Raw genomic sequence first — 23,113 nt, 5'->3', positions numbered from 1 at the left:
GCCGGAGCCTGGCCTTCAGGGCCGGTTCTTCAAGACAGCGGCGTGAGCGTGATCCGGCCGTAGTTCAGCTGTGACCGGCGCGGCGTCGCGCCGTTGCTGTCCACCGGCACCAGCGTGACGGTGACGGCCTTGTCCCGCGCGATCAGGCGGGCCGTCTCCTCGTCGATCACGAACGAATAGCGGATACCGGCCTGGTGGTGCGCCGCATGCCCCGCCGTGTTCGCGGGCGTGGTCTTGGCCACGCTGGAGATCATTCCCACGAAGTTGGGCGACTCGGTGGTGGTGCTGGCGTTGGCGTTGGGCAGGTTCACGTACACCTTGGCGCTCACGCTGCGGTCGGGCGGGGTGGTCACGTCGTCGATGTGCAGCAGGTACAGCCGCGACGACTGGTTGGCCGCCAGCGCGGCGAGCGGCTTGCGAAAGCCCTCCGGCAGCGCGGCCTTGTGCGTGACGGGCGCGGTGCCCAGGTTGCGCTTTTGCGGCGCGGCCAGCACCACCAGCGGCTGCGAGGGATGCGCCAGGGCCGCGTTCTCGGCCGGTGCCGGCTGGCTGGCGCCTGCTGTCCGCACGGCGCTGCGCAGGGGCTTCGGGGGCGTGGCCAGGGAGTCGTACACGTAGCCCAGGTTTTCGGAGTTGACGACGTCGCTGACCTTCATGGAAGTCCACACGCCGTTTTCGTCGTAGAAGTTCCAGGCGTGGCCGTTCCAGTCCGCATCCGGCGGGTTGGTGTGCGAGGGGTCGACGGCCACCCAGCTGCTCCACATGCGGTCCACATTGGAATGGTGGGCAAAGAAGACCGGGTCGCGGGCTGCCGTGGAGAGCACGCCCATGTCGGAGCCGTAGTTGGGCGCCTGGCTGCCATCGGTGCCCGTCCACACGTGCACGTGGTTGTGGGGAATGGTCTCCAGCGCGCCGGGGCTGCCGCCGCCGATGGCCGTGTTGACCCCGCCGAACAAGGCATAGGTGGGCGAATTCAGCACGATGGACATGGCCTTCGGGCCCACGAAGGCGGCAGGGATCCGGGCCCCCGGCTTCACGTTGGCGGGGTTGCGCAGCGGGTCGTACAGGGCGCTGCCGGCGCTGGCGTAGATCTGCGGGAAGGTCTGGGTCGAGGGGCTCTGGGTGCTCCAGTCCCAGTACGGCAGGCGCAGGTCGGGGTCGCCCGAGGCCTTGACCAGGGCGCGCTCCAGGAAGAACAGGTAGGCGCGGTGCCATGGCGGGAACCACCAGCTCGAATGGATTTCCTCGCCCTGCTGGCCGTCGGTGCCGCCGCCGCAGGCCCAGCAGTGCACGTAGCTCTGGCGCAGCCAGCCGGTGGGGCTGTTGGGGTTCTGGGCGGTGATGTCGCGCAGCCCTTGCCAGCCCTTGGTGAGGCTGGCGATCTCGGCGTCGGTCAGGGCGAAGGCGCTCTTGCGTGGCTTGACGGCGATCTTGCCGCCCTGGAAGGGCGTCGCCGGGCCGGGCGGCGGGGGCGGGGCGCAGTTCTGCGGGTTGTCGGCCGGGTTCTGCGCCCAGGCGGCACTGTGCTGCAGGCTCCACAACGAAAAGCCGGCGGTCAGGCTGGCCAGGTGCTGCAGGGCTTGCCTGCGGGAAGTATGGGAATGGCTCATGCCGCGGTCCTCCGAATTGATTTTTTGCCGTGGCGCGGGTCAGGGCCCGTGCCACGGCGATCAATGTACGCGGGGGAGGGCGGCCCGCGAAGGCCCGGGCGAAGGGCTGCGCGGTGGGCTGGCGCGGCCCGATGGCGGCGCCAACTCATTGTCGCACCTGGATTTTTTGCGCTGCAGCGCACCGGGTGCCGCCGCTGGCGAGGCCACTGGCCGGCACCTTAAAAGTTCTGAATTCGGTGGCCCAGGCACTCGGCGGCAGGGCGCGGGGCGGTGCGGGGGCCGGCCCCGTCAATGGTCGTGGTGCAGATAGCTCGCCTGGCGCGGCAGGCGCAGGCTGACCACGAACGCCAGCACCATCATGCCGGTCACGTACCAGAAGAACACCGTCTCATGGCCGATGGATTTGAGCCCCAGCGCGACGTACTCGGCCGAGCCGCCGAAGATCGCGTTGGCCACCGCGTAGGCCAGGCCGACGCCCAGTGCGCGCACCTCGGGCGGGAACATCTCGGCCTTCACGATGCCGCTGATGGAGGTGTAGAAGCTCACGATGGCCAGGGCCAGCGCGATCAGCACGAAGGCCACGTAGGGGCTGGTCGTGTGCTGCAGCGCCGTGAGGATGGGCACCGTGCACAGCGCGCCCAGCGCGCCGAACAGCAGCATGTTGTTGCGCCGGCCGATGCGGTCCGACAGCGCCCCGAACAGCGGCTGCATGCACATGTACACGAACAGCGCGCACGTCATCACGTAGCTGGTGGTCTTGATGGGCAGGCCCACCGTGTTCACCAGGTATTTCTGCATGTAGGTGGTGAACGTGTAGAAGATCAGCGAGCCGCCGGCCGTGTAGCCCAGCACGGTGAAGAAGGCCGCCTTGTGGTGGCGGAACAGCCCGCCCATGGTGCCGGCTTCCTTGTTCTGCTTGGCGGCGTCGGTCTGCGTCTCGTGCAGGGTGCGGCGCAGCAGCAGCGCGACCACGGCCGAGATGGCGCCGATCACGAACGGAATGCGCCAGCCCCAGGCCTTCAACTCGGCCTCGCTCAGCAGCGTCTCCAGGATCACGATGACCAGCACCGCCAGCAGCTGCCCGCCGATCAGCGTCACGTACTGGAACGAGGAGAAGAAGCCGCGCTGGCCGCGCAGCGCCACCTCGCTCATGTAGGTGGCGGTGGTGCCATATTCGCCGCCCACCGAAAGCCCCTGGAACAGGCGGCACATCAGCAGCAGGAAGGGCGCCCAGGCGCCGATGGCGGCATAGGTGGGCAGGCCGGCGATGACGAGGGAGCCCGCGCACATCATGGTGACCGAAATCAGCATCGAGGTCTTGCGCCCGTACTTGTCCGCGATGCGCCCGAACAGCCACCCGCCGATGGGCCGCATGAGAAAGCCCGCGGCGAACACGCCGGCGGTGTTCAGCAACTGGGCGGTGGGATCCGATTTGGGGAAGAAGGCCGGCGCGAAGTACAGCGCCGAGAAGGCATACACGTAGAAGTCGAACCACTCGACGAGGTTGCCCGACGAGGCCGCCATGATGGAGAAGACGCGGTGGCGCTTCTCCTCGGCGGTGTAGGCGCGGGGCGCGGGCGCGTCGGCGTCGGCCGCGGTGGGGACGGATGCAGTCATGGAAGACGGGCCTTTCTGGTCCGCATGCGCGGCATGCAGGGTGTGTTGTTGTGGCAGGCCGCATTGTCGTCGGGACGACGAAGTCCTGGCTGTCAGCCAAATCCGGCATCGCGCCACCAGCCTATTGAAAACCGCGCTTTCGCTCCTAGATGCAGCCCGGGGATCGCTCTGCCATTGCGGCGGCTGCGCTTTCCTTCCTCTGCAAAACCAACGCATACAGCGCAGCGGGAACCCGGATCGGCACCGCGCCGGCCCGCCAGCCTGTTGGAGGCCGGCGGCCCGTGCACGCGGCGCCGGCCGACCGCCTCTCCCCTTTGATGCCTTTTCGTTTTTGCCACCCGAGGAATACCGATCCATGCAACCCGAACACACCCGCGCCGTGATGGCCATCAGCCTGATGGCGGCCTTTGCCGACGAACACAAGGACGAGCGCGAGCGCGAACACCTGCGCCAGCTGGCCGAGTCCCTCAGCGCCGGCACCGGCCTGGACCTGATGAAGCTCTACCAGGACGTGCTGCTGCAGCGCGTGCGCATCAAGGACGCGGCCCAGGCGCTGGACACGCCGGCGCTGCGCCAGCTGGCCTACGAAATGGCCGTGGGCGTGTGCGATGCCGACGGCGTGTGCAATGCCCAGGAAAAGGCCTTTCTGCAACGCCTGGGCACGGCCCTGCAGATGGCGCCGGACGAAGCCGCCGCCGTGGTGCGCGAGGCCGATGCGCTGGCGGCTGCGCCGCTGCGCGATGCGCCCGTTGATTCGCAAGGCGCATCGCAGGTTTGGGCCGAGCCTGCCGCGATCGCCGTGGCGGGGGCGGGTGCCGCTGCGGCGGTGGCGGCGGGCACCGCGGCCGTCTCCGCCCCGGGCCAGGCGCTGGCACCGGTGCCAGCGCCGGTGCCGGTCGGCGCACCTGCGCCGGCCGTCGATCCCCATGCGGCCGAGATCGACTCCATGGTGCTGAATGCCTCCATCCTGAACGGGGCGCTGGAGCTGCTGCCGCAGTCGCTGGCTTCCATGGCGATCATTCCGCTGCAGACGCGGCTGGTCTACCGCATCGGCAAGCTGTACGGCTACGAGCTGGACAAGGGCCACATCACCGACTTTCTCGCCACGGTGGGCGTGGGCCTCACCTCGCAGTACGTGGAGCAGTTCGGCCGCAAGCTGGTGGGCGGGCTGCTGGGCAAGGTGATGGGCGGCATGGGCCGCGCGGTGGGCAGCGCAGCCACGGGCTCGGCGTTCTCGTTCGCCACCACGTACGCGCTGGGCAAGGTGGCGCAGCGCTACTACGCCGGGGGCCGCACGCTGGGCAAGGACGCGCTCAAAACGTCCTTCTCGCGCACGGTGGACGAGGCGCGCAACCTGCAGCAGCGCTACGCGCCGCAGATCCAGCAACGTGCGCAGGGCCTCGATGTGGGCAAGCTGCTGCGCGAGCTGCGCGCCTGATCCGGCGGCGCGCGGTGCCGGCCGCGGGGTGAATCCGCCACCCCGGGCGCCAAGGGTGGTTTGCTATTAAAAATATAGCAATATGCCCTAGTATCAATTGTGCTGGAGGCACTTTTAATGCCCAGCCGTCCTGTCACGGCGGCGGGGTCTTGGGCTGGTAGTCGCAGTACGGCGCCACCACGCATTCCCAGCAGCGCGGCTTGCGCGCCTGGCACACGTAGCGGCCCAGCAGGATCAGCCAGTGGTGCGAGTCCACCGCGTAGGCCGCAGGAACACGCTTCATGAGCTGCAGCTCCACCGCCAGCGGGTTCTTGCCGGGCGCGAGGCCCGTGCGGTTGCTGACGCGGAAGATGTGCGTGTCCACCGCCATGGTGGGCTGGCCGAACGCCACGTTCAGCACCACGTTGGCCGTCTTGCGGCCCACGCCGGGCAGGGCCTCCAGCGCCTCGCGGGTGCGGGGCACCACGCCGCCGTGCTGCTCCACCAGGATGCGGCAGGTGGCTATCAGGTGCCGTGCCTTGCTGCGGTACAGCCCGATGGTCTTGATGTAGCCCTCCAGCCCTTCCAGCCCGAGGTCGAGGATGGCCTGCGGCGTGCCTGCCACTGGAAAGAGCTTGCGCGTGGCCTTGTTCACGCCCACGTCGGTGGCCTGGGCCGAGAGCAGCACCGCGGCCAGCAGCTCGAACACCGTGGTGTATTCCAGCTCCGTGTTGGGCATGGGGTTGGCGGCCTTCAGGGCGGCGAAGAAGGGTTCGATCTGCGCGGTCTTCATGGTGGGAATGTCGTTGTGGGCACGCGGGGAGCCGCATTGTCCCGCAGCCGGCCGCCCGGGCGCCTGCCGGCCCGGCGGCGGGCCGCCGCCCGGGCGGGTTGACGGGGAATTGACGGGCGCCGGCGCATTTTTAACGGCGTTTTTATGCCGGCGTTCCTAGACTGGGGCCATGTTCCACCCGCAGCCCGCCACCGCCCGCCGGCACCCTTCCGGCCCCGTGGCGGCGACTCGCCCCATGCCGCATTCCTGCGCTTTTCCGACCCTTCACCGCGTGGCCCTGGAGGCCCGGCCGCCGGCCGACAGCGACATCGTCGTGCTGCCGCTGCGCCTCTTTCACACCGACGTGCTGGAAGGGCGCCGCTCGCTGCACCGCATCCTGGGCCCGCGCTTGCAGGGCTACCGCATCGACGTGGATGCGGCCCGGCACTGCATCCGCATCGAGATGAACGTGCGCCGCGGCGAACTGGCCGCGTGCCTGCGCCTGCTGACGGCCGGCATGCCCTGCGCGGAATTCGGCCGCATCGCCCGGCCCACCCACTGGATGCACTGAGAACCTGTTCGATGCACGACGTTGCCCTGCACCTCTTTCTGGCCCTGCTCGTGGTCTTCTTGCCGCTCGGCGGCGCCTGGTGCCTGCTGTACTGGATGGAGCGCCCGGCCCCGCGCCCGGACAGCGGGCGCGATCATGAATAAGGCCCGGCCCCGTGCCACGCCCGGGCGGGCGATCGATGCCGGCTTGCCTGCCGATGCCCGTGCGCTGGAGGCGATCGAGCGCGCCTCGTTCCTGGGAGACCGCATCTCGCTGCCGAGCTGGCGGCGCCTGCTGCGCAGCCGTTCGGCCCGCGTGATGGTGGCGCGGCCGGCGGCGGGCGCGGCCCCGGGCGGCGGCGCGCTGCTGGGCGCCTGCGTGGTCCTGCGCCGCCGGGGCACTTCGGTGGCGCGGCTGTATTCCATCGCGGTGGCGCCCCAGGCGCGCCAGGGTGGCATCGCCAGTGCGTTCCTGGCGGAGGCGCTGGACTGCGCGCGCCATTGGGGCTGCGCCCTGCTGCGTCTGGAGAGCCGGGCCGAGAATCTGGCCGCCCACCGGTTGTTCCAGCGCTTCGGGTTCGTGGCGGTGGGCCGCGCGCCCGGCTACTACGCGGACGGCGCGGATGCGATCCGCTTCGAGAAGGACGTGTTCGACGGCCACCGCCGGGACCGGCTGATGCTGCCAGGGGCACGGCACTACGGACAGACGCTCGACTTCACCTGCGGCCCTTGCGCGCTGCTGATCGCCATGTCGGCCCTGGCGCCGGACACCGTGCTGGACCAGGCTGCCGAGATCCGCCTGTGGCGCGAGGCGACCACGGTGTTCATGGCCGCGGGCCACGGCGGCTGCGGCCCGTTCGGCCTGGCCTGCGCCGCCCTGCGCCGTGGTTTCGGTGTGGCAGTGTACGCCGCCGCGGGCTCGTCGCTCTTCATGGACAGCGTGCGCGAGCCCCACAAGAAGCGGGTGATCCAGCGCGTGGAGGACGATTTCCGCGCCGAACTGGTCGCGCATGGCGCGCCGGTGTTCGCGCTGCCCGTCTCGCCCGAGGGCGTGATCGAGCAGTTGCGCCACGGGCATGTGCCCATCGTGCTCATCAGCCTGTGGCGCCTGCACCGCGAAAAGGCACCGCACTGGGTCGTCATCACCGGCTTCGACGGCACGGTCTTCCGGGTGCTGGACCCCATGGCCCGTTCGGGCGAGGGCGATGGCGGCGTGTCGGTGAGCCTGTCCGAATTCAAGAAGATGGCCCGCTACGGGCGCCGCCGCCGGACAGCGGCCGTCATCCTGTCCAGAAAGCCTTGAAGTGACTTCAGAACATGTGATCGTGGTGGAAAGACGCTCGGATTTCCGCTGGAGCGACCCCGGGGTGCGCATCGTCACCGCGGAGGCGTTCATCGCCGAGGAGCCGCGCCCCCGAGCGCGTGCGCGCAAGGTCACCAACCTGTGCCGCAACTACAGCTACCTGGGCATGGGCTACTACTGCTCGTTGCTGGCCGAAGCGCGGGGCGACCGGGTCACGCCCAGCGTCGAGACCATCGTGGCCCTGCAGCGCGGCAAGCAGCAGGCGGCCTCGCTGGCCGCGCTGGACCGCCTGATCGGTCCGCTGGACAGCGTGCCGCAGTCCGTCAGCTCGCTCACCCTGGACGTGTTCTTCGGCCGCACCGAGGATGCGGAGTTGACCGCCCTCGCACGCAAGGGCTTCGAGCTGTTCCGCTGCCCGCTGCTGCGGTTGCACCTGCAGCGGCGCGAGCCATCGCCCGGCTGGCACGTCGCCGCGCTGCAATCGCTGGATCCGCGCGATGTGGACGCCCACCGCGACGGCCTGTTCGACGAGGCCCTGGCGCATTTCACGCGCCGCCACTGGCGGCCTGCCGCGCCGGTGGCCGCGCCGCGCATGGACCTGGCCATCCTGCACGACCCCAACGACCCGCTGCCGCCGTCCAGCCGCCGCACGCTGCAGAAGATCGTGGACGTGGGCCACGGCATGGGCATCGCGGTCGAACTGATCGAGAAGAAGGATTTCTCGCGCCTGACCCAGTTCGATGCGCTCTTCATCCGCGAGACCACGGCGGTCAACCACCACACCTTCCAGTTCGCCAAGAAAGCCGCGGCCGAGGGCATGCCGGTGATCGACGATCCGGTGTCCATCCTGCGATGCACCAACAAGGCGTACCTGGCCGAGCTGCTCAAGGGCCACGGCATCGCCACGCCGCGCACGCACCTCGTGAGCCGCCGCACGCTGGGCGATCTGCCGCGGGGCCTGGCCTACCCGGTGGTGGTGAAGGTGCCGGACGGCTCGTTCAGCCGCAGCGTGAAGAAGGCCGAGAACGCCGAGGCGCTGCACGCCATTGCGCGCGAAATGCTCCGCGAGTCCGGGATCATCCTGCTGCAGGAGTTCATGTACACCGACTTCGACTGGCGCATCGGCCTGGTGGGCGGGGAGCCCCTGTTCGCCGCGAAGTACTACATGTGCGACGGCCACTGGCAGATCCTGCAGCACGGCGAAGACGGCGGGTACGTGGAGGGCCGCACGCAGGCCGTGTCCCTGGATGCCGTGCCGCCGCCGGTGCTGCAGGCTGCCACGCGCGCGGCGCGGCTGGTCGGCAACGGTTTCTACGGCGTGGACCTCAAGTGCAATGCGGCCGGTGCCCATGTGATCGAGATCAACGACAACCCCAACCTGGACGCCGGCGTGGAGGATGCGCTGGTGGGCGATGCGCTGTACCGCACGCTGCTGGGCCATCTGCTCGCGCGCATGGACTGGCGGCTGAACCGGGAGGGCGCTGCGCCCCTCTGCAGCGGGCCGTCGCAGCGGAACCCGGCCGCCTGCCAGGGGCCGGCGTGGCGGTCCGAGCCCGCCGGCACCGGTGCGGCCGTGCCCGCGCGGTAGAAAGCGGCAGGGCCTGCTGCCTCGCAAAACTCCGGCCAAGCCCCGGTCCGGCACAGGGCAAGCCGGGGCGGCGAAAATCCCCGAAGACCGGCCGTGCCGGCCCGGAACGCCATCCCTCAAGGAACCCATGCCCGAATCCACGCCGCCCATCGCAACGCTCGCCCACGATCCCGCGCAGGATGAAGACCCCCACCAGTGGCTCGAAGCGGTGGACAGCGAACGCGCCCTGGCCTGGGTGCGCGAGCGCAATGTGCATTCCGAGGCGGTGCTGACGGCCCGGCCCGAATATGCCCCCACGCGCGAGCAGCTGCTGGACATCATGGACGCCAAGGACCGCATTCCCAGCGTGGTGCGGCGTGGCGACTGGCTCTACAACCTGTGGCAGGACGGGCACCACCGCCGCGGGCTGTGGCGGCGCACCACGCTGGCCGGGTACCGCGCGCCCGAACCCGCGTGGGAAACGGTGCTCGACCTGGATGCCCTCGCCCTGGCCGAGGACGAGAACTGGGTCTGGGGCGGGGCCGAGGTGCTGGGCCCGGAGTACCGCCACGCCCTGGTGTCGCTCTCGCGCGGCGGAGCCGATGCCACGGTGATCCGCGAGTTCGACCTGGTGTCGCGGCAGTTCGTCGAAGGGGGCTTCGCTCTGCCCGAGGCCAAGTCGGACGTGACCTGGATCGACGCCGAAACGGTCTACGTGAGCACCGATTTCGGCGAGGGCTCCCTGACCGAATCGGGCTACCCCCGCATCGTCAAGCGCTGGCGGCGTGGCACGCCGCTGGCCAGCGCGGTCACGGTGTTCGAGGGCGAGGCGTCGGACGTGGGCGTGGGGGTGGGCGTGGACCGCACGCCGGGCTTCGAGCGCACCGTGTTCACCCGCATGATCGACTTCTACCGCCACGAGGTCTGGCTGACGGAGGGGCCTGCCGAAGCGCCGGATGCCGCCCCCGTGCGGCTGGACGTGCCGGACGACGCCATTCCCGACTTCGTGCGCGGCACGCTGCTCCTGGAGCTGCGCAGCGACCTGGTGCTGGGGGAGGCGCACTTCGCCGCCGGCTCGCTGCTGCATGCCGACGCGACGGCCTGGCTGCGCGGCGAGCGCCGGGCCGCGGCGCTGTTCACTCCCACGGCCACGCGCTCGCTGGCCGGCTACGACACCACGCGCGACCACGTGCTGCTGCAGGTGATGGACAACGTGGCCGAGCGGCTGGAGCTGTGGCACCGGCCCAGGGGCGAGGGTGGTCCCTTCGTCGGCCGCGCGGTGGACACGCCGTTCCCCGGCCAACTGGGCGTGACGGCCCTGCACGACCCGCTGCTGGCCGACGACCCGCTGGCCGACGACCCGCTGGCCGAGCATTACCTGCTGTCGTACACCGACTTCACCACGCCCGCCTCGCTGTTCCTGGCCAGCACCGCCCATGACGAGCGCGAGTTGCTCAAGGCCGGGCCGGCGCGCTTCGATGCCGAAGGCATGCGCACCGAGCAGTGCTTCGCCACCTCGGCCGACGGCACGCGCGTGCCGTATTTCGTGCTGTGGCCGCGCGGCGCGCAGGCCGATGGCGGCAACCCCACGCTGATCTACGGCTACGGCGGCTTCGAGCATGCGCTCACGCCCTGGTACGCCGCCGACTACGGCCGGGCCTGGTGCGAGCAGGGCGGCGTGCTGGTGGTGGCCAACCTGCGCGGCGGCGGCGAGTACGGGCCGGCGTGGCACCAGGCGGCGGTGCGCGAACACAAGCAGCGCAGCTACGACGACCTGATCGCCATCGCACAGGACCTGATCGCGCGCGGCGTCACCCGGCCCGCGCACCTGGGCATCCAGGGCGGCAGCAATGGCGGGCTGCTGGTGGGCGCGGTGATGGTGCAGCGGCCCGACCTGTTCAACGCGGTGGTGTGCCAGGTGCCGCTGCTGGACATGCGGCGCTATCACACGCTGCTGGCAGGGGCGTCGTGGATGGCCGAGTACGGCGATCCGGACGATCCGGCCGACTGGGCCTTCATCGCGCGCTACAGCCCCTACCACCAGGTGCGGGCCGATGCGCGCTATCCCCGGGTGCTGTTCACCACCTCGACACGCGACGACCGGGTGCACCCCGGCCACGCGCGCAAGATGGCCGCGCGCATGCTGGCGCAGGGGCACGACCTGCTGTATTACGAGAACACCGAGGGCGGCCACGGCGGCGCGGCCGACAACGCGCAGCGTGCCCACCTGCTGGCGCTGGAGTTCGCCTACCTGTGGCAGCAGCTGGGCCCGCGGCCTGCGGCGGCCAACGCCGCCCGCTGAATGCCGTGTCGGCCGCAGCGGCGCAGCATTTCGCCACCGGGGCCGGGGCGGCGCGCCGCGGCCCCGGCGCGCCGGCCGCGGGCACTGGCACCACACGCAGGAAAACGCCACGCCGATTTGGCGACAATCGCATCCAGAAAGTGAGACCCCGACCATGCCCCTGCAATTCGCCGACCGACTGAACAATGTAGAGACCTCCGCCATCCGCGAGCTTTTCAAGCTGCTGGGCAAGCCCGGCATCATCAGCTTTGCCGGGGGATTTCCGGACAGCGCGATGTTCGATGTGGACGGCATCCGCGAGGCCTCCAACCAGGCCCTGGCCGAGGAGCCGGGCGCGGCCCTGCAGTACGGCGCCACCGAGGGCTACAACCCCCTGCGCGAGCAACTGGCCGCCTTCATGGCCAGCAAGGGCGCCAGGGACGTGGCGACCGACAACCTCATCGTCACCACCGGCAGCCAGCAGGCGCTGGACCTGCTGGGCAAGACGCTCATCAGCCCCGGCGACAAGGTGATCGTGGAAGGCCCGACCTTCCTGGCCACCATCCAGTGCTTTCGCCTCTACGGCGCCGAACTGATCAGCGCGCCGGTCGATGGCGAGGGCGTCGATACCGATGCGCTGGAAAAGCTCATCGCCGAGCACCGCCCCAAGTTCGTGTACCTCATCCCCACCTTCGGCAACCCCAGCGGCGCGCTGCTGAGCCTGGAGCGCCGCCGAAAGGTGCTGGAGATGGCCGCCCGCCACCAGACGCTGATCGTCGAGGACGACCCCTACGGCGACCTGTACTTCGGCGAGGCGCCGCCGCCCAGCCTGCTGGCGCTGTCGGCCGACGTGCCCGGCAGCCGCGACCTGCTGGTGCACTGCGGCAGCTTGAGCAAGGTGCTGAGCCCCGGCCTGCGCGTGGGCTGGCTCATCGCGCCGGCCGAACTGCTGGCCAAGGCCACCATGTGCAAGCAGTTCAGCGATGCGCACACCAGCACCTTCGCGCAGGCCACGGCCGCGCAGTACCTCAAGGCCGGCCGCATGCCCGCCACGCTGGCCAAGGTGCGCGCGGTGTACGCCGAGCGCGCGCAGGCCATGGGCGACGCGCTGCGCAAGGAACTGGGCGATGCCATCGCGTTCGTGCAGCCGCAGGGCGGCCTGTTCGTCTGGGCGCGCCTCACCGGCGCGCGCGGCCAGGTGGCCGACGGCAACGTGCTGGCCAAGAAGGCCATCGAGCAGGGCGTGGCCTTCGTGCCCGGCACGCCGTTCTTCTGCGCGCAGCCCGACCACGCCACGCTGCGCCTGTCGTTCGCCACGGCCGATGTGGACAAGATCCGCGAAGGCGTGGCCCGGCTGGGCCAGGCGGTGCGCGCCTGACCGGCCGGCTGCAGACCGGCGCGGCGCCCGCTGGCGCTGCCCTGATCACCCCAAGGGCGCCATGGCGCCCTTTTTTCATGGCCGCACCGGTCAGGCCTGCAGGGACACCAGCCCGCGCACGGCCATGTAGATGCCTAACAGCCCCAGGCCGATGAAAAAGCAGGCCTTGAACCGTGCCGGCGACAGGCGCCCCCGCAGCCACTGGCCGGCCGCCATGCCGATGACGGCGGGCACCAGCAGCGCCGCGGACGACAGGGCCGCCGTGCCCGGGTACGCCCCGTTGGCCGCCAGCCCGGCGCCCAGCACCAGGGTGGAGACGGTGAACGACAGCCCCATGGCCTGCACGAGCTCGTCCCGCGCCAGGCCCAGCGACTGCAGGTAGGGCACCGCCGGCACCACGAACACGCCGGTGGCGGCCGTGACCAGGCCCGTCGCCACGCCCACGGCCGGCCCCAGCCAACGTTCGGCGCGCGCCGGCACCTGCAGCGGGGCGCCGCGCAGGCCCCAGGCGGCATACAGGACCAGCACGGTGCCCAGCGCCACCGACGCCCCCTGGCCGGAGGGCGCGCCGATCCACGCCGCCCCCGCGAGGGTGCCCGCGCACACGCCCAGCTGCATGCCGCCCAGCCGGCGCACCATCGGTCCCAGACCCGACAGGGGCCGCAACTGCAGCAGGTTGGTCACGAGCGACGGCACCACCAGCAAGGCCGCCGCCTGGGCGGGGGGCATGACCAGGGCCAGCAGCGCCATCGCGACGGTCGGCAGTCCCAGGCCCACCACGCCCTTGACGCACCCGGCGAGCAGGAAGACGGCCGTGGCTGCGAGGAAGGCGGTGGGGGTGAGCGATGCGGTCATGCCGTGGATTGTTGGAGGCGCCCGTTAACCCGGCAATCGGGATTCGGCGCAGCCTGCCTCAGGCGAGGCCATAGGCAGGGCGTGCTACCTTGGCGCCCATGGCATTCGACCTGACCGATCTGCGACTGTTCGCCAACGTGCTGGAGACGGGCACCATCACCGCCGGCGCATCAGCCAGCTGCATCACGCTGGCGTCGGCCAGCGAGCGCATCCGCGGCATGGAATCCGCGCTGGGCGTGCCGCTGCTGCTGCGAACGCGGCGCGGCGTGTCGCCCACCCCTGCCGGGCGGACCTTGCTGCAGCACGCGTTGATCGTGCTGCAGCAGATCGAGCGCATGCAGGGGGACTTGGGCGACCATGCCTCGGGCCTGCGCGGCCACGTGCGCCTGATGTGCAACAGCGCCGCGCTGAGCGCCTGGCTGCCCGACCGGCTGGCGGGTTTCCTGCACGACCATCCCGGCATGTCGGTGGACCTGCAGGAGCGCCCCAGCCACGAGATCGTGGACGCCTTGCGCCACGGCGTGTGCGAGATCGGCGTGCTGGCCGATTCGGTCGATGCCGCGGGCTTGCAGGCCTTCGTGCTGGGGGCGGACCCGCTGGTGCTGGTGGTGCCGCGCGGCCATGCGCTGGCGGCGCGCCGCCGCATCGCATTCGCCGAGGTGCTGGACTGGGAACTGGTGGGCCTGTCGGCCGGCAGCGCGCTGGACGACCACCTCGCGGGCCATGCCCGCCGGCTGGGCACCCGCCCGCGCTACCGCATCCGCCTTGGCAGCTTCGAGGCGGTCTGCCGCATGGTGGGGCAGGGCGTGGGCCTGGCCGTGGTGCCGCGCGCGGTGGTGCAGCGCTGCGGCCGTTCGGCCGGCGTGCGGGCGGTGCCCCTGGACGATGCGTGGGCCGCCCGATCGCTGGTGCTGTGCGTGCGGGAACTGGACGCGCTGCCGACCCCCGCCCGGCAACTGGTGGCAAGGGTGCTGGGGGCGCCGCAAAGCGTCAGCGGCGGGTGAAGCGTGGTTTCGGTTCCAATAGCGGCATGCCCGACACCCATCCCAACGAACAGCGCCTGAACGAGCTGGAGATCAAGGCCAGCTTCGCCGAAGACCTGCTCGACCAGCTCAACCTCACCATCTACCGGCAACAGCAGCAGATCGACCGGCTCATCGCCGAGGTGTCCCAGCTGCGCCAGCAGATCCCCGAGGGCGGTGGTGCGGCCGTGCGCAGCCTGCGCGACGAACTGCCGCCGCACTACTGACCTGCCGCGCGCCCCCGCCGGGTTCGCTTCCTCTCCCTCTTTTTCTTCTCACCGAAAGGTCCCTGCCATGCAATACCGCCGCCTTGGCCGCAGCAACCTGCAAGTCTCCGCCCTGTGCCTGGGCACCATGATGTTCGGCGACCAGACGGGGCGCGACGAGGCCGCGGCCATCGTGGCCGACGCGCGCGAGCGCGGGGTGAACTTCATCGACACGGCCGACGTGTACACCCGGGGTGCCTCGGAAACGATGCTGGGCGAACTGCTCAAGGGCCAGCGCCACGACTGGGTGCTGGCGACCAAGCTGGGCAACAAGATGTCCGACCGGGTGAACGAATCGCAGTATTCCCGCACCTGGATGCTGCGCGAGGTGGACGCCAGCCTGGCCCGGCTGCAGACCGACCACGTGGACATCCTGTACCTGCACCGCGACGTCAACGACATGGACCTGCAGGAGCCGTTGTTCGCCATTGATGCGCTGCTGCGCGCCGGCAAGATCCGCTACTGGGGCGTGTCCAACTTCCGCGCCTGGCGCATCACGGAGCTGGTGCACCTGGCGGCGCGCATGGGCCTGCCCGGGCCCGTGGTCTGCCAGCCGTACTACAACCTGCTCAACCGCATGCCCGAAGTCGAGATCCTGCCGGCCTGCGCGCACCACGGCGTGGGCGTGGTGCCCTACAGCCCGATCGCGCGCGGCGTGCTCACCGGCAAGTACCTGCCGGGCCAGCCGCCGGCCGAGGGCACGCGCGCGGCACGCGGCGACAAGCGCATGGCCGAGACCGAGTTCCGCGAGGAATCGCTGCAGATCGCCCAGCGGCTGAAAGGGCATGCCGAGGAACGCGGCGTGACGCTGGCCCAGTTCGCCACGGCCTGGGTGCTGGCGCACCGCGCGGTGAGCGCCGTGATCGCCGGCCCGCGCACCCTGGCGCAGTGGCAGGACTACGCGCCCGCGCTGGGCGTCGAGATCACCGTGCAGGACGAAGCGCTGGTGAACGAACTGGTGGCCCCGGGCCACCCGTCCACCCCGGGCTACACCGACCCGGCCTACCCCCTGTACCCGCGCACCCGCGGCTGATCGAGCGACGACGGCAGGCGCGGCTCAGTCGTTCGCACCGCCGCCGTCCTGGCCCTGGCGGGCCGTAGCCGCGCGCAGCTTGTCTTTCTTGCTCGGGCGCTTGCCCTTGATGCCGCCGTTGCCCGGCGGCGCGGCCGGCGCAGCCTCGGTGGGCTCGAAGCCAGGGATCTGCTCCAGGGGAAGGGCCATGCGCTGGCGCTTTTCGATCAGGCGCCAGTGCGCTTCGGTGCTGGCGCTGACGAAGCTCACGGCCACGCCGGTCTCGCCCGCGCGGCCGGTGCGGCCGATGCGGTGCACGTAGTCGGTCACCGAGCGGGGCAGGTCGAAGTTGACCACCACGGGCAGTTGCGCGATGTCGATCCCGCGCGAGGCGAGGTCGGTCGTCACCACCACCTGCCAGCGGTCGTCCTTGAACTCCTGCAGCACCTGCTTGCGCGCGCCCTGGCTCAGGCCGCCATGGAAGGGCGAGGCGAAGATGCCGGCCTGGTAGAGCTTCTCGGCCACATGCTCGGCCGCGTACTGCGTGGCCACAAACACCAGCACGCGCGACCATTCGTGCGTCTGCACCAGGTGGCGCAGCAGTTGCGTGCGCCGGCCCGGGTCCACGGCGATGGCGCGCTGGGCGATGTCGGGCGTGGTCTCGGGCGAGTGGGCGATCTCGATGCGCACCGGCTCGCGCAGCAGGCCGTCGGCCAGCGCGGCCACCGCCGGCGCGAAGGTGGCCGAGAACAGCAGGTTCTGCCGCTCCACGGGCAACAGGGCCAGCACGCGGTTCAGTTCCTCGGCGAAGCCTAAGTCGAGCAGGCGGTCGGCCTCGTCCAGCACCAGGGTCTGCACGGCGGAGAGCGCCACCGCGTTGTGGTCCACCAGGTCCAGCAGGCGGCCCGGCGTGGCGACGACGATGTCGGCCCCGCTGCGCAGGCCCATCATCTGCGGGTTGATCGAGACGCCGCCGAACACCACGGCGACCGCCAGGCGCTGCGGCAGCAGGTGCCGGGCCAGATCGCGCAGGACCTCGCCGACCTGCTCCGCCAGCTCGCGTGTGGGCACCAGCACCAGGGCCCGCACGCGGCGCGCGCCCCGGCCGGCCTGGGCCAGCGTGTGCGGCAGGCACTGCTGCAGCAGCGGCAAGGCGAAGGCGGCGGTCTTGCCCGAACCGGTCTGCGCGCAGGCCCGCACGTCGGCACCGCGCAGCACGGCCGGAATGGCCTCGGCCTGGACCGCCGTGGGCGTGGTGAAGCCCATCGCATCGGCGGCGTGGACAAGGGCGGGCGAGAGGCCGAGGGAAGCAAAAGGCATGGCAGGCGCGCAACGGGGCGCGAAGGAGGGAACCCGCGATTGTGCCGCCCTGGGGCGGGATGCGGATAATTCGCGGTCTTTGAGGCCTTTCGTGCCTCATTTCCTGCCTTCATTCCTTGCCCGCCGTCCTTCGCCCGCGCCCCGGGCCCCTCGCCATGCGCCTGATTGCCACTGCCGCCGTTTTCTTCAAAGCCCAGGGAGTGCCGCCATGCGCCTGAGCGACCTGGGTGGCCTCGTCTATTCGACCGAATCCGGCCGCATGTGCCCCGGCTGCCGCCAGCCCGTGGCGCAGTGCGCCTGCCAGGCGGCCCGCGTGGTGCCGGCGGGCGATGGCACCGTGCGGGTCTCGCGCGAGACCAAGGGGCGGGGCGGAAAGGCGGTCACGGTGGTGAAAGGCGTGGCGCTGGACGAGGCGGCGCTGGCGCTGTTGGGCAAGCAGCTCAAGGCCGCGTGCGGCAGCGGCGGGACCGTGAAGGACGGCGTGATCGAGGTGCAGGGCGACCATGTCGAGCGCGTGATGGACGCGTTGCGGCAACGGGGCCACACCGTCAAGCGGGCCGGGGGCTGAGCCGGCCATGGACCCGGAACAACTGCAGCGCCTGCTGACCGTCCAGATGCCCTACGGCAAGTACAAGGGCCACGCCATTGCGGACCTGCCGGGCAACTACCTGAACTGGTTCGCCCGCGAAGGCTTTCCGCGCGGCGATCTGGGCCGGCTGCTGGCCCTCATGCACGAGATCGACCACAACGGCCTGTCGGCCCTGCTGGAGCCGCTGCGCGCCCAGGCCGGGCAGGGCCCGGCGGCCCGGCGCTGAACCGCCGCCGCGCGCGCTCTCAGTGGCCGCCGGCCGGCATGTCGAAGGCCGGCAGGTGCCCGAAGCATTTGCGGAACAGCGCGCGGGCCACGCCGTGCGCGGCCTGCTGCAGCGAATGCGCGACCTCGGGCGCGAAGCGGCGCTCGGTGTGCTGCCGCCACAGCCCCACCCAGGCCGCGAAATGCGCCGGCGTCACGCCCTCCAGCGCGCCGTGCCGCGCGAGCACGTTGCGGCGGTAGCGCCGGCTGCCCAGCGCCACCGTGCTCCAGAAGTCCACCATGCGCGCCAGATGCGGCTCCCAGCGGTCCTGCAGCGCCGCATCGAACACGGGGCCCAGCAGGACATCGGCGCGCACGTCGGCGTAGAAGCCGTGCACGAGGTCGGTGACGCCCGCCAGGTCCAGGGTGTGCCGAACGGGGGGCTGAAGGGGAGCGGGTGAATCCATCGGGTCGGTGCGCGGGGCTGCGCGGTGGTTGAAGTCGGGTGGTCGGGTGGTCGGGTGGGTTGGACCGGGCCGGGGCAGAGCATGCCCGTTCCGGCATCAAGGGGTTTGATGCGCAGCAAGCGATGGTCCCGCCGTGCCGTCGCCCAGCCAGGCCCCCGCCGCCGCCATCACGCAGCGCGTGAGCCGCTCCAGCCCCGCCTGGGCCGAGCGCGGCAGCGCCCAGTACAGCGGCACGTCCATCCCCGCCTGCGGCCGCAGCTCCACCAGCGTGCCATCGGCCAGTTGCCGTTCGATCAGCACGGTGGGGTGCATGCCCCAGCCCATGCCGACCTCGCAGCTGCGCAGAAACCCCTGGTTGGACGGCATGAAGTGGCGGGGCGGGTGGCGGCGCGAGGCCAGGCCCTGGCGCTGCAGCCACTGGTCCTGCAGGCGGTCGTTGCGGCCATAGACCATCATGGGCGCGAGCGCGGCAGTCTCGGGCGTCACGCCGCCGCCGAAGTGGCGCTCCACGAATGGCGGGCTGCCGACCGCCACGTAGTGCATGGCGCCCAGAGGCCAGGTGTTGCAGCCTGCGATGCTGCCGGCGCTGGCGGTGACGGCGGCGATCACTTCGCCTTCGCGGATGCGCTGCGCGGTGTGCTCCTGGTCGTCGATGCGGATGTCCAGCAACTCGTTGCCGCCGGCCGTGAAATCCGCCATCGCGTCCATGAACCAGGTGGACAGCGAATCCGCGTTCACCGCCAGCTTGAGCGTGGGCGCGGCCGTGGGGCCGTCGGGTGCCAGGGCGGGGTTGGTGCGGCGCAGTTCGTTTTCCAGCAGGGCGACCTGGTCCAGGTGCAGGCACAGGCGTCGACCGGCCTCGGTGCCCGTGCAGGGCGTGCCGCGCTGCACCAGCACCTGGCCGGCGCGCTCTTCCAGTTGCTTGACCCGCTGGGACACGGCCGACGGGGTGACGTGCAGGCGCCGCGCGGCGCGCTCGAAGCTGCCTTCGCGCACCACCGCAGCGAGGGCTTCCAGACCAGCGTAGTCGAACATGGCGGGATGAAGTTTTGCTTCACAGTGTTAAGGCTTTTTAAGTGTACTTAAACCGGAGCGGTGGCCAGAATCGGCCGCATGTGGACCCCTTTCTTCCCCGCCGCGGGTGCGGCATCGACTTCCTGGCTGGCCGGCTTCACGGTCTGCCTTTCGCTCATCGTCTCCATCGGCGCGCAGAACGCCTATGTGCTGCGGCAGGCCGTGCAGGGCGAATGCGTGCGTGCCTGCGTGGTGCTGTGTGTCGTGTCGGACGCGCTGCTGATCGGGCTGGGCGTGGCGGGCGCGGCGGCGCTGCTCGGGCAATCGCCCGCCCTGGCGCAGGCCCTCACCCTGGGCGGCGCCGTGTTCCTGCTGGCCTATGGCCTCTTCGCCTGGTACCGCGCGTTGTGGTCGGGCGGCCAGGCCTTGGAGACGGGCGGGACCGACCGGGCGCAGCGCAGCGCCTGGGGCGTGGTGGGCACCCTCGCGCTCATCACCCTGGTCAACCCGCACGTGTACCTGGACACCATGGTGCTCATGGGCTCCATTGGCGCGCGGCAGGAAGGGGGGCTCAAATGGGTGTTCGTGGCCGGGGCGGCGTCGGCCAGCCTGCTGTGGTTCGTCCTGCTGGCGGTGGCCGGGCGCAGGCTCCAGGCGGTGTTCGCGCGGCCCATGGCCTGGCGGGTGCTGGACGGGCTCACGGGCTCGGTGATGCTGGCGCTGTCGGCCTGGGTCGCGGCCGGGGCGCTTCAGCCAGCGGCCTGACGTCCGCCGCTGTGGCCTTCACGCAAAAGGGGGCGGTGACGACGGCTCGGCCGTCCTGCACCCGCCCCCTTCGGATTTTCAAGGCACCCGGGTCAGAACGCGGGCACCACGGCGCCCTGGTACTTGTCCTGGATGAACTTCTTCACTTCCGGCGTGTGCAGCGCCTTCACCAGCTTCTGGATGCGGGGGTCGTTGGCGCGGTCGGCGCGCGCGGCCACCAGGTTGGCGTAGGGCGAGTCGGCGCCTTCGATGAACAGCGCATCCTTGGTGGGGTTGAGCTTGGCCTCGATGGCGTAGTTGGTGTTGATGAGCGCCAGGTCCACGTCCTGCAGCGCGCGCGGCAGCAGGGCGGCTTCGAGTTCGCGGAATTTGAGCTTCTTGGGGTTCTTCACGATGTCGATCGGGGTGGCCGTGATGTTCTTGGGGTCCTTCAGCTCGATCAGGCCCTGCTTTTGCAGCAGGATCAGCGCGCGGCCAGCGTTGGACGGGTCGTTGGGGATGGCGATCAGAGCGCCTTCCTTGAGTTCGCCCACGGCCTTGATCTTCCGGGAGTAGGCGCCGAAGGGCTCCACGTGCACCTTGCCGTCGGGCACGGCGACGATGCTGCTCTTGCGGTCCTTGTTGTAGCTGTCCAGGTAGGGTTGGTGCTGGAAGAAGTTGGCGTCCAGCTGCTTGTCTTGCACCGCGGCATTGGGCTGGATGTAGTCGCTGAATTCCTTGACCTGCAGGTCCACGCCCTGGGCCTTGAGCTGCGGCTTCACGAAGTTCAGGATTTCCGCATGCGGCACCGCCGAGGCCGCGACCTTGAGCACATCGGCGGCATGCGCCGAGAAGGCCAGGGTGGCGACGGCCAGGGCGGACAGCGTTTTCTTCAGCATGGAGAGGGCTTTCATTTCAGTCGGTTGGATCGGTCGGCGGGCGCCCCAGCGCGCGCCGTGGGAAGACGCGAATGTAAAGAAGGGCGCGGGAATGCGCCATTCTTTTATTTTCATATCGATATAACGAGTGATCTTCTTATGCGACCCGTGACTCGCCATTCAGAAGAAAAGAGGCCGATCCCCTAGTATCGTCTGCCCTGTTTGCTATTGAAAGAATAGCAATCGGGGTGGCGCGCCGATGGGCACGCCAGGGCGTCAGCGCAGCACTTCCAGCAGGCGATCCAGCCCGCCTTCGTTGATCGCCACCTTGGCCTGGGCCCGCACCGCCGGCTTGGCGTGGTAGGCCACCGACAGGCCCGCGGCTCCCATCATGGGCAGATCGTTGGCGCCGTCACCCACGGCAATGGCCTGGCTGGGCGAAATGCCCAGCAGCGAGGCCACTTCCAGCAGCGTCCGGCGTTTCTCGGCGCCGTCGCAGATGTCGCCCCAGGCCTGGTCCACCATGCGGCCGGTGAGCACGCCGCCCTCGACCTCCAACTGGTTCGACCGCGCGAGATCGATGCCCAGCCCGGCGCGGACCCGGTCGGCGAAGAACGTGAAACCGCCCGAGACCAGCAGCGTGGTCAAGCCCGCGGAGCGGGCCGCGGCCACCAGTTCCTTGGCGCCGGGGTTGAAGCGCAGCCGCTCGGCGAACACGTGTTCCAGGTGCCCGACGGTCACGCCGCGTAGCAGGGCCACGCGCTGGCGCAGGCTTTCCTTGTAGTCGGTGATCAGGCCCTGCATGGCGGCCTCGGTGATGGCGGCCACTTCGGCCTTGCGGCCGGCCGCGTCGGCGATCTCGTCCACGCACTCGATGTTGATCAGGGTGGAGTCCATGTCGAATGCGATGAGCTTGAAGTCCGACAGGGACAGCGGGGTGGAGAGGCCTTGGACGACAAGGCCGGGAGCGAATTCGGTGGCGGCACTCATGGGAGGGGGGAGGAAAGATCCTGCGGCGAAGACAAAAGGAAGGGGGAGGGGACTGCCCGGCGCGCAGCGGCGGCGTTCCGGGACACAGCGGGGATTATCCCCAGGTCGCCTGCCGCTGCCTGCCTTTGCCGTGATCGCTGCCGCTCCCGCCTCGTTGCTTCACTGGGGCGCCAGCCCGGCCGCCTTGACCAGCTCCGCGTGCAGTTTGATTTCCGCGGCGATGGTGTCCTGCAGTTGCTGGGTGGTGCCCGGCGCCACTTCCATGCCGCTGGCCGCCAGCCGGGTCTGGGTGTCGCCCGCCAAGGCGGCGTGGGCGGCGCTGCGCAGCCGGTCGATGACGGGCTGCGGCGTCCTGGCTGGTGCCAGCAGGCCGACCCAGGCCGACAGTTCCACCTGCGGCACGCCGCTTTCCGCCATGGTGGGCACCTGCGGCAGCACTGCCGAACGCTGTGCGCTCATCACCGCCAGCGCCTGCAGCTTGCCCGACTGGATGTGGGGCAACGCTTCGGGCAGCACGGCGAACATGAGGTCCACGTTGCCCGCCAGCGTGTCGTTGATGGCCGGGGCACCGCCCTTGTACGGCACATGCAGCATGCTCGATTGCGTGCGGGTGCCGAACATCAGGGCCGCCAGGTGCTGCGGGCTGCCGTCGCCCGACGATGCGTAGGTCACCCGGCCCGGCGCGGCCCGGGCCGCCTGCAGCACGGCGGCCACGCTCGGAAACTTCTGCGCGTCCTTGGCGACCAGCACCATCGGCTGGTTCACCAGCTTGGTGATGGGCACGAAGTCGGCCTGCGGGTCATAGGGCAGGGTCTTGAAGATGCTCTTGTTGGTGGTCAGGAACGACGCGGGCGACACCATGACCGTGTAGCCGTCCGGCGCCGCGCGGGCCACCATGGGCGTGCCGATCTGGCCCGAAGCGCCTGCCTTGTTGTCCACCACGAACGGCTGGCCCAGTTCGGCTGCCATCTTCTGGCCCACCATGCGCGCGATCATGTCGGCGCTGCCGCCAGCGGGGAGCGCGACGATCACTTTCACGGGGCGGTCCGGGTAGGTGCCCTGGGCCAGCGCGGGCGCTGCCGTGGCCACGAGGCCGAGGGCGCAGAAAAATGCCGGGATCGGGCGTGCAACACGCATGGGCGGACTCCTTGGATCGGTTGGAACGAATGGCCGCCGGTGCCATCCCGGCGCGTGCCATCGTCCAAGCAATTCCTGCACCCGTTCGCGGTGTGCTGGCGCGTGCGCCAGCGGTTGGTGG

At 70.4% G+C, this 23,113-nt stretch carries 23 protein-coding genes; 13 read left to right on the top strand and 10 right to left on the bottom strand.

Annotated elements, in window-relative coordinates; all coding sequences use genetic code 11:
• Window positions 1–29 precede the first annotated feature (29 nt).
• A complete protein-coding gene (locus AVKW3434_RS16845) occupies window positions 30–1,610 on the bottom strand; it encodes a tyrosinase family protein (RefSeq protein WP_284406755.1) in 1,581 nt (526 codons plus the stop codon).
• A gap of 288 nt (window positions 1,611–1,898) precedes the next feature.
• On the bottom strand, window positions 1,899–3,227 hold the full coding sequence (locus AVKW3434_RS16840; protein ID WP_284406754.1) for an MFS family transporter: 1,329 nt from the start codon (window positions 3,225–3,227) through the stop codon (window positions 1,899–1,901).
• Between the two features lie 355 nt (window positions 3,228–3,582).
• Between AVKW3434_RS16840 and AVKW3434_RS16835 the strand changes: the two genes are divergently transcribed.
• Window positions 3,583–4,665 carry a YcjF family protein gene (locus AVKW3434_RS16835; RefSeq protein WP_502869106.1) on the top strand — a complete coding sequence of 361 codons (1,083 nt, stop codon included), beginning with the start codon at window positions 3,583–3,585 and terminating at the stop codon, window positions 4,663–4,665.
• Window positions 4,666–4,798: 133 nt separating this feature from the next.
• Here AVKW3434_RS16835 and nth read toward each other — a convergent pair whose 3' ends face one another.
• A complete protein-coding gene (gene nth / locus AVKW3434_RS16830; protein ID WP_284406752.1) occupies window positions 4,799–5,437 on the bottom strand; it encodes an endonuclease III in 639 nt (212 codons plus the stop codon).
• 235 nt (window positions 5,438–5,672) lie between these two features.
• Between nth and AVKW3434_RS16825 the strand changes: the two genes are divergently transcribed.
• The 6 genes from AVKW3434_RS16825 (at window position 5,673) to AVKW3434_RS16800 (ending at window position 12,494) form a co-directional block, all read left to right on the top strand.
• Window positions 5,673–5,987, top strand: a complete 315-nt coding sequence (locus AVKW3434_RS16825; RefSeq protein ID WP_284406751.1) for a hypothetical protein — start codon at window positions 5,673–5,675, stop codon at window positions 5,985–5,987.
• A gap of 11 nt (window positions 5,988–5,998) precedes the next feature.
• Window positions 5,999–6,130 carry a hypothetical protein gene (locus AVKW3434_RS16820; RefSeq protein WP_272564113.1) on the top strand — a complete coding sequence of 44 codons (132 nt, stop codon included), beginning with the start codon at window positions 5,999–6,001 and terminating at the stop codon, window positions 6,128–6,130.
• Entirely contained in the window at window positions 6,123–7,268 is a 1,146-nt protein-coding gene (locus AVKW3434_RS16815) for a GNAT family N-acetyltransferase/peptidase C39 family protein (protein ID WP_284406750.1), read from the top strand. Before AVKW3434_RS16820 ends, AVKW3434_RS16815 begins: the two co-directional genes overlap by 8 nt.
• Before the next feature lies 1 nt (window position 7,269).
• Entirely contained in the window at window positions 7,270–8,856 is a 1,587-nt protein-coding gene (locus AVKW3434_RS16810) for a RimK family ATP-grasp domain-containing protein (protein WP_284406749.1), read from the top strand.
• 127 nt (window positions 8,857–8,983) lie between these two features.
• On the top strand, window positions 8,984–11,137 hold the full coding sequence (locus tag AVKW3434_RS16805) for a prolyl oligopeptidase family serine peptidase (RefSeq protein WP_284406748.1): 2,154 nt from the start codon (window positions 8,984–8,986) through the stop codon (window positions 11,135–11,137).
• Window positions 11,138–11,297: 160 nt separating this feature from the next.
• Window positions 11,298–12,494 (top strand): aminotransferase-like domain-containing protein, encoded by a 1,197-nt coding sequence (locus tag AVKW3434_RS16800; protein WP_284406845.1) that lies wholly within the window; start codon window positions 11,298–11,300, stop codon window positions 12,492–12,494.
• A gap of 90 nt (window positions 12,495–12,584) precedes the next feature.
• On the opposite strand, the gene AVKW3434_RS16795 is transcribed toward AVKW3434_RS16800, so the two are convergent.
• A complete protein-coding gene (locus AVKW3434_RS16795) occupies window positions 12,585–13,349 on the bottom strand; it encodes a sulfite exporter TauE/SafE family protein (RefSeq protein ID WP_284406747.1) in 765 nt (254 codons plus the stop codon).
• A 98-nt stretch (window positions 13,350–13,447) separates the two neighbouring features.
• Here AVKW3434_RS16795 and AVKW3434_RS16790 point away from each other — a divergent pair, with 98 nt between their 5' ends.
• The 3 genes from AVKW3434_RS16790 (at window position 13,448) to AVKW3434_RS16780 (ending at window position 15,670) form a co-directional block, all read left to right on the top strand.
• Window positions 13,448–14,353, top strand: a complete 906-nt coding sequence (locus AVKW3434_RS16790) for a LysR family transcriptional regulator (protein WP_284406746.1) — start codon at window positions 13,448–13,450, stop codon at window positions 14,351–14,353.
• Between the two features lie 26 nt (window positions 14,354–14,379).
• The gene (locus AVKW3434_RS16785; RefSeq protein WP_272564107.1) at window positions 14,380–14,598 is read left to right on the top strand and encodes a SlyX family protein; all 219 of its coding nucleotides are present in this window, start codon (window positions 14,380–14,382) and stop codon (window positions 14,596–14,598) included.
• A 67-nt stretch (window positions 14,599–14,665) separates the two neighbouring features.
• Window positions 14,666–15,670: an aldo/keto reductase gene (locus AVKW3434_RS16780; RefSeq protein ID WP_284406745.1), complete on the top strand. Its 1,005-nt coding sequence runs from the start codon at window positions 14,666–14,668 to the stop codon at window positions 15,668–15,670.
• Between the two features lie 24 nt (window positions 15,671–15,694).
• Here AVKW3434_RS16780 and AVKW3434_RS16775 read toward each other — a convergent pair whose 3' ends face one another.
• Window positions 15,695–16,969 carry a DEAD/DEAH box helicase gene (locus tag AVKW3434_RS16775; RefSeq protein WP_284399371.1) on the bottom strand — a complete coding sequence of 425 codons (1,275 nt, stop codon included), beginning with the start codon at window positions 16,967–16,969 and terminating at the stop codon, window positions 15,695–15,697.
• Between the two features lie 208 nt (window positions 16,970–17,177).
• On the opposite strand from AVKW3434_RS16775, the gene AVKW3434_RS16770 reads away from it, so the two are divergent.
• On the top strand, window positions 17,178–17,537 hold the full coding sequence (locus AVKW3434_RS16770) for a translation initiation factor Sui1 (protein ID WP_284406744.1): 360 nt from the start codon (window positions 17,178–17,180) through the stop codon (window positions 17,535–17,537).
• Window positions 17,538–17,544: 7 nt separating this feature from the next.
• Entirely contained in the window at window positions 17,545–17,784 is a 240-nt protein-coding gene (locus AVKW3434_RS16765; RefSeq protein WP_272564103.1) for a DUF3820 family protein, read from the top strand.
• Between the two features lie 19 nt (window positions 17,785–17,803).
• On the opposite strand, the gene AVKW3434_RS16760 is transcribed toward AVKW3434_RS16765, so the two are convergent.
• Both AVKW3434_RS16760 and AVKW3434_RS16755 read right to left on the bottom strand, forming a co-directional pair.
• Window positions 17,804–18,229, bottom strand: coding sequence for a group III truncated hemoglobin (locus tag AVKW3434_RS16760; protein ID WP_284406743.1), 426 nt, complete (start codon window positions 18,227–18,229; stop codon window positions 17,804–17,806).
• Window positions 18,230–18,325: 96 nt separating this feature from the next.
• Entirely contained in the window at window positions 18,326–19,264 is a 939-nt protein-coding gene (locus tag AVKW3434_RS16755; RefSeq protein WP_284406742.1) for an HTH-type transcriptional regulator ArgP, read from the bottom strand.
• A 78-nt stretch (window positions 19,265–19,342) separates the two neighbouring features.
• Here AVKW3434_RS16755 and AVKW3434_RS16750 point away from each other — a divergent pair, with 78 nt between their 5' ends.
• The gene (locus tag AVKW3434_RS16750) at window positions 19,343–20,008 is read left to right on the top strand and encodes a LysE/ArgO family amino acid transporter (RefSeq protein WP_284406741.1); all 666 of its coding nucleotides are present in this window, start codon (window positions 19,343–19,345) and stop codon (window positions 20,006–20,008) included.
• 92 nt (window positions 20,009–20,100) lie between these two features.
• On the opposite strand, the gene AVKW3434_RS16745 is transcribed toward AVKW3434_RS16750, so the two are convergent.
• The 3 genes from AVKW3434_RS16745 to AVKW3434_RS16735 all read right to left on the bottom strand — a co-directional run bounded on the left by AVKW3434_RS16745 (window position 20,101) and on the right by AVKW3434_RS16735 (window position 22,992).
• The gene (locus AVKW3434_RS16745; RefSeq protein ID WP_284406844.1) at window positions 20,101–20,886 is read right to left on the bottom strand and encodes a MetQ/NlpA family ABC transporter substrate-binding protein; all 786 of its coding nucleotides are present in this window, start codon (window positions 20,884–20,886) and stop codon (window positions 20,101–20,103) included.
• A gap of 255 nt (window positions 20,887–21,141) precedes the next feature.
• Window positions 21,142–21,855, bottom strand: coding sequence for a phosphoserine phosphatase SerB (gene serB / locus AVKW3434_RS16740; protein ID WP_284406740.1), 714 nt, complete (start codon window positions 21,853–21,855; stop codon window positions 21,142–21,144).
• A gap of 159 nt (window positions 21,856–22,014) precedes the next feature.
• Complete coding sequence (locus tag AVKW3434_RS16735; RefSeq protein WP_284406739.1) at window positions 22,015–22,992, bottom strand: Bug family tripartite tricarboxylate transporter substrate binding protein; 978 nt, start codon at window positions 22,990–22,992, stop codon at window positions 22,015–22,017.
• Window positions 22,993–23,113 lie beyond the last annotated feature (121 nt).

Origin of the sequence: Acidovorax sp. SUPP3434 (assembly GCF_030159015.1) — a bacterium.
GTDB lineage: Bacteria > Pseudomonadota > Gammaproteobacteria > Burkholderiales > Burkholderiaceae_C > Paracidovorax.
The sequence above is the reverse complement of the archived record's forward strand: the minus strand, read 5'-3'. Positions and strand labels throughout refer to the sequence as shown.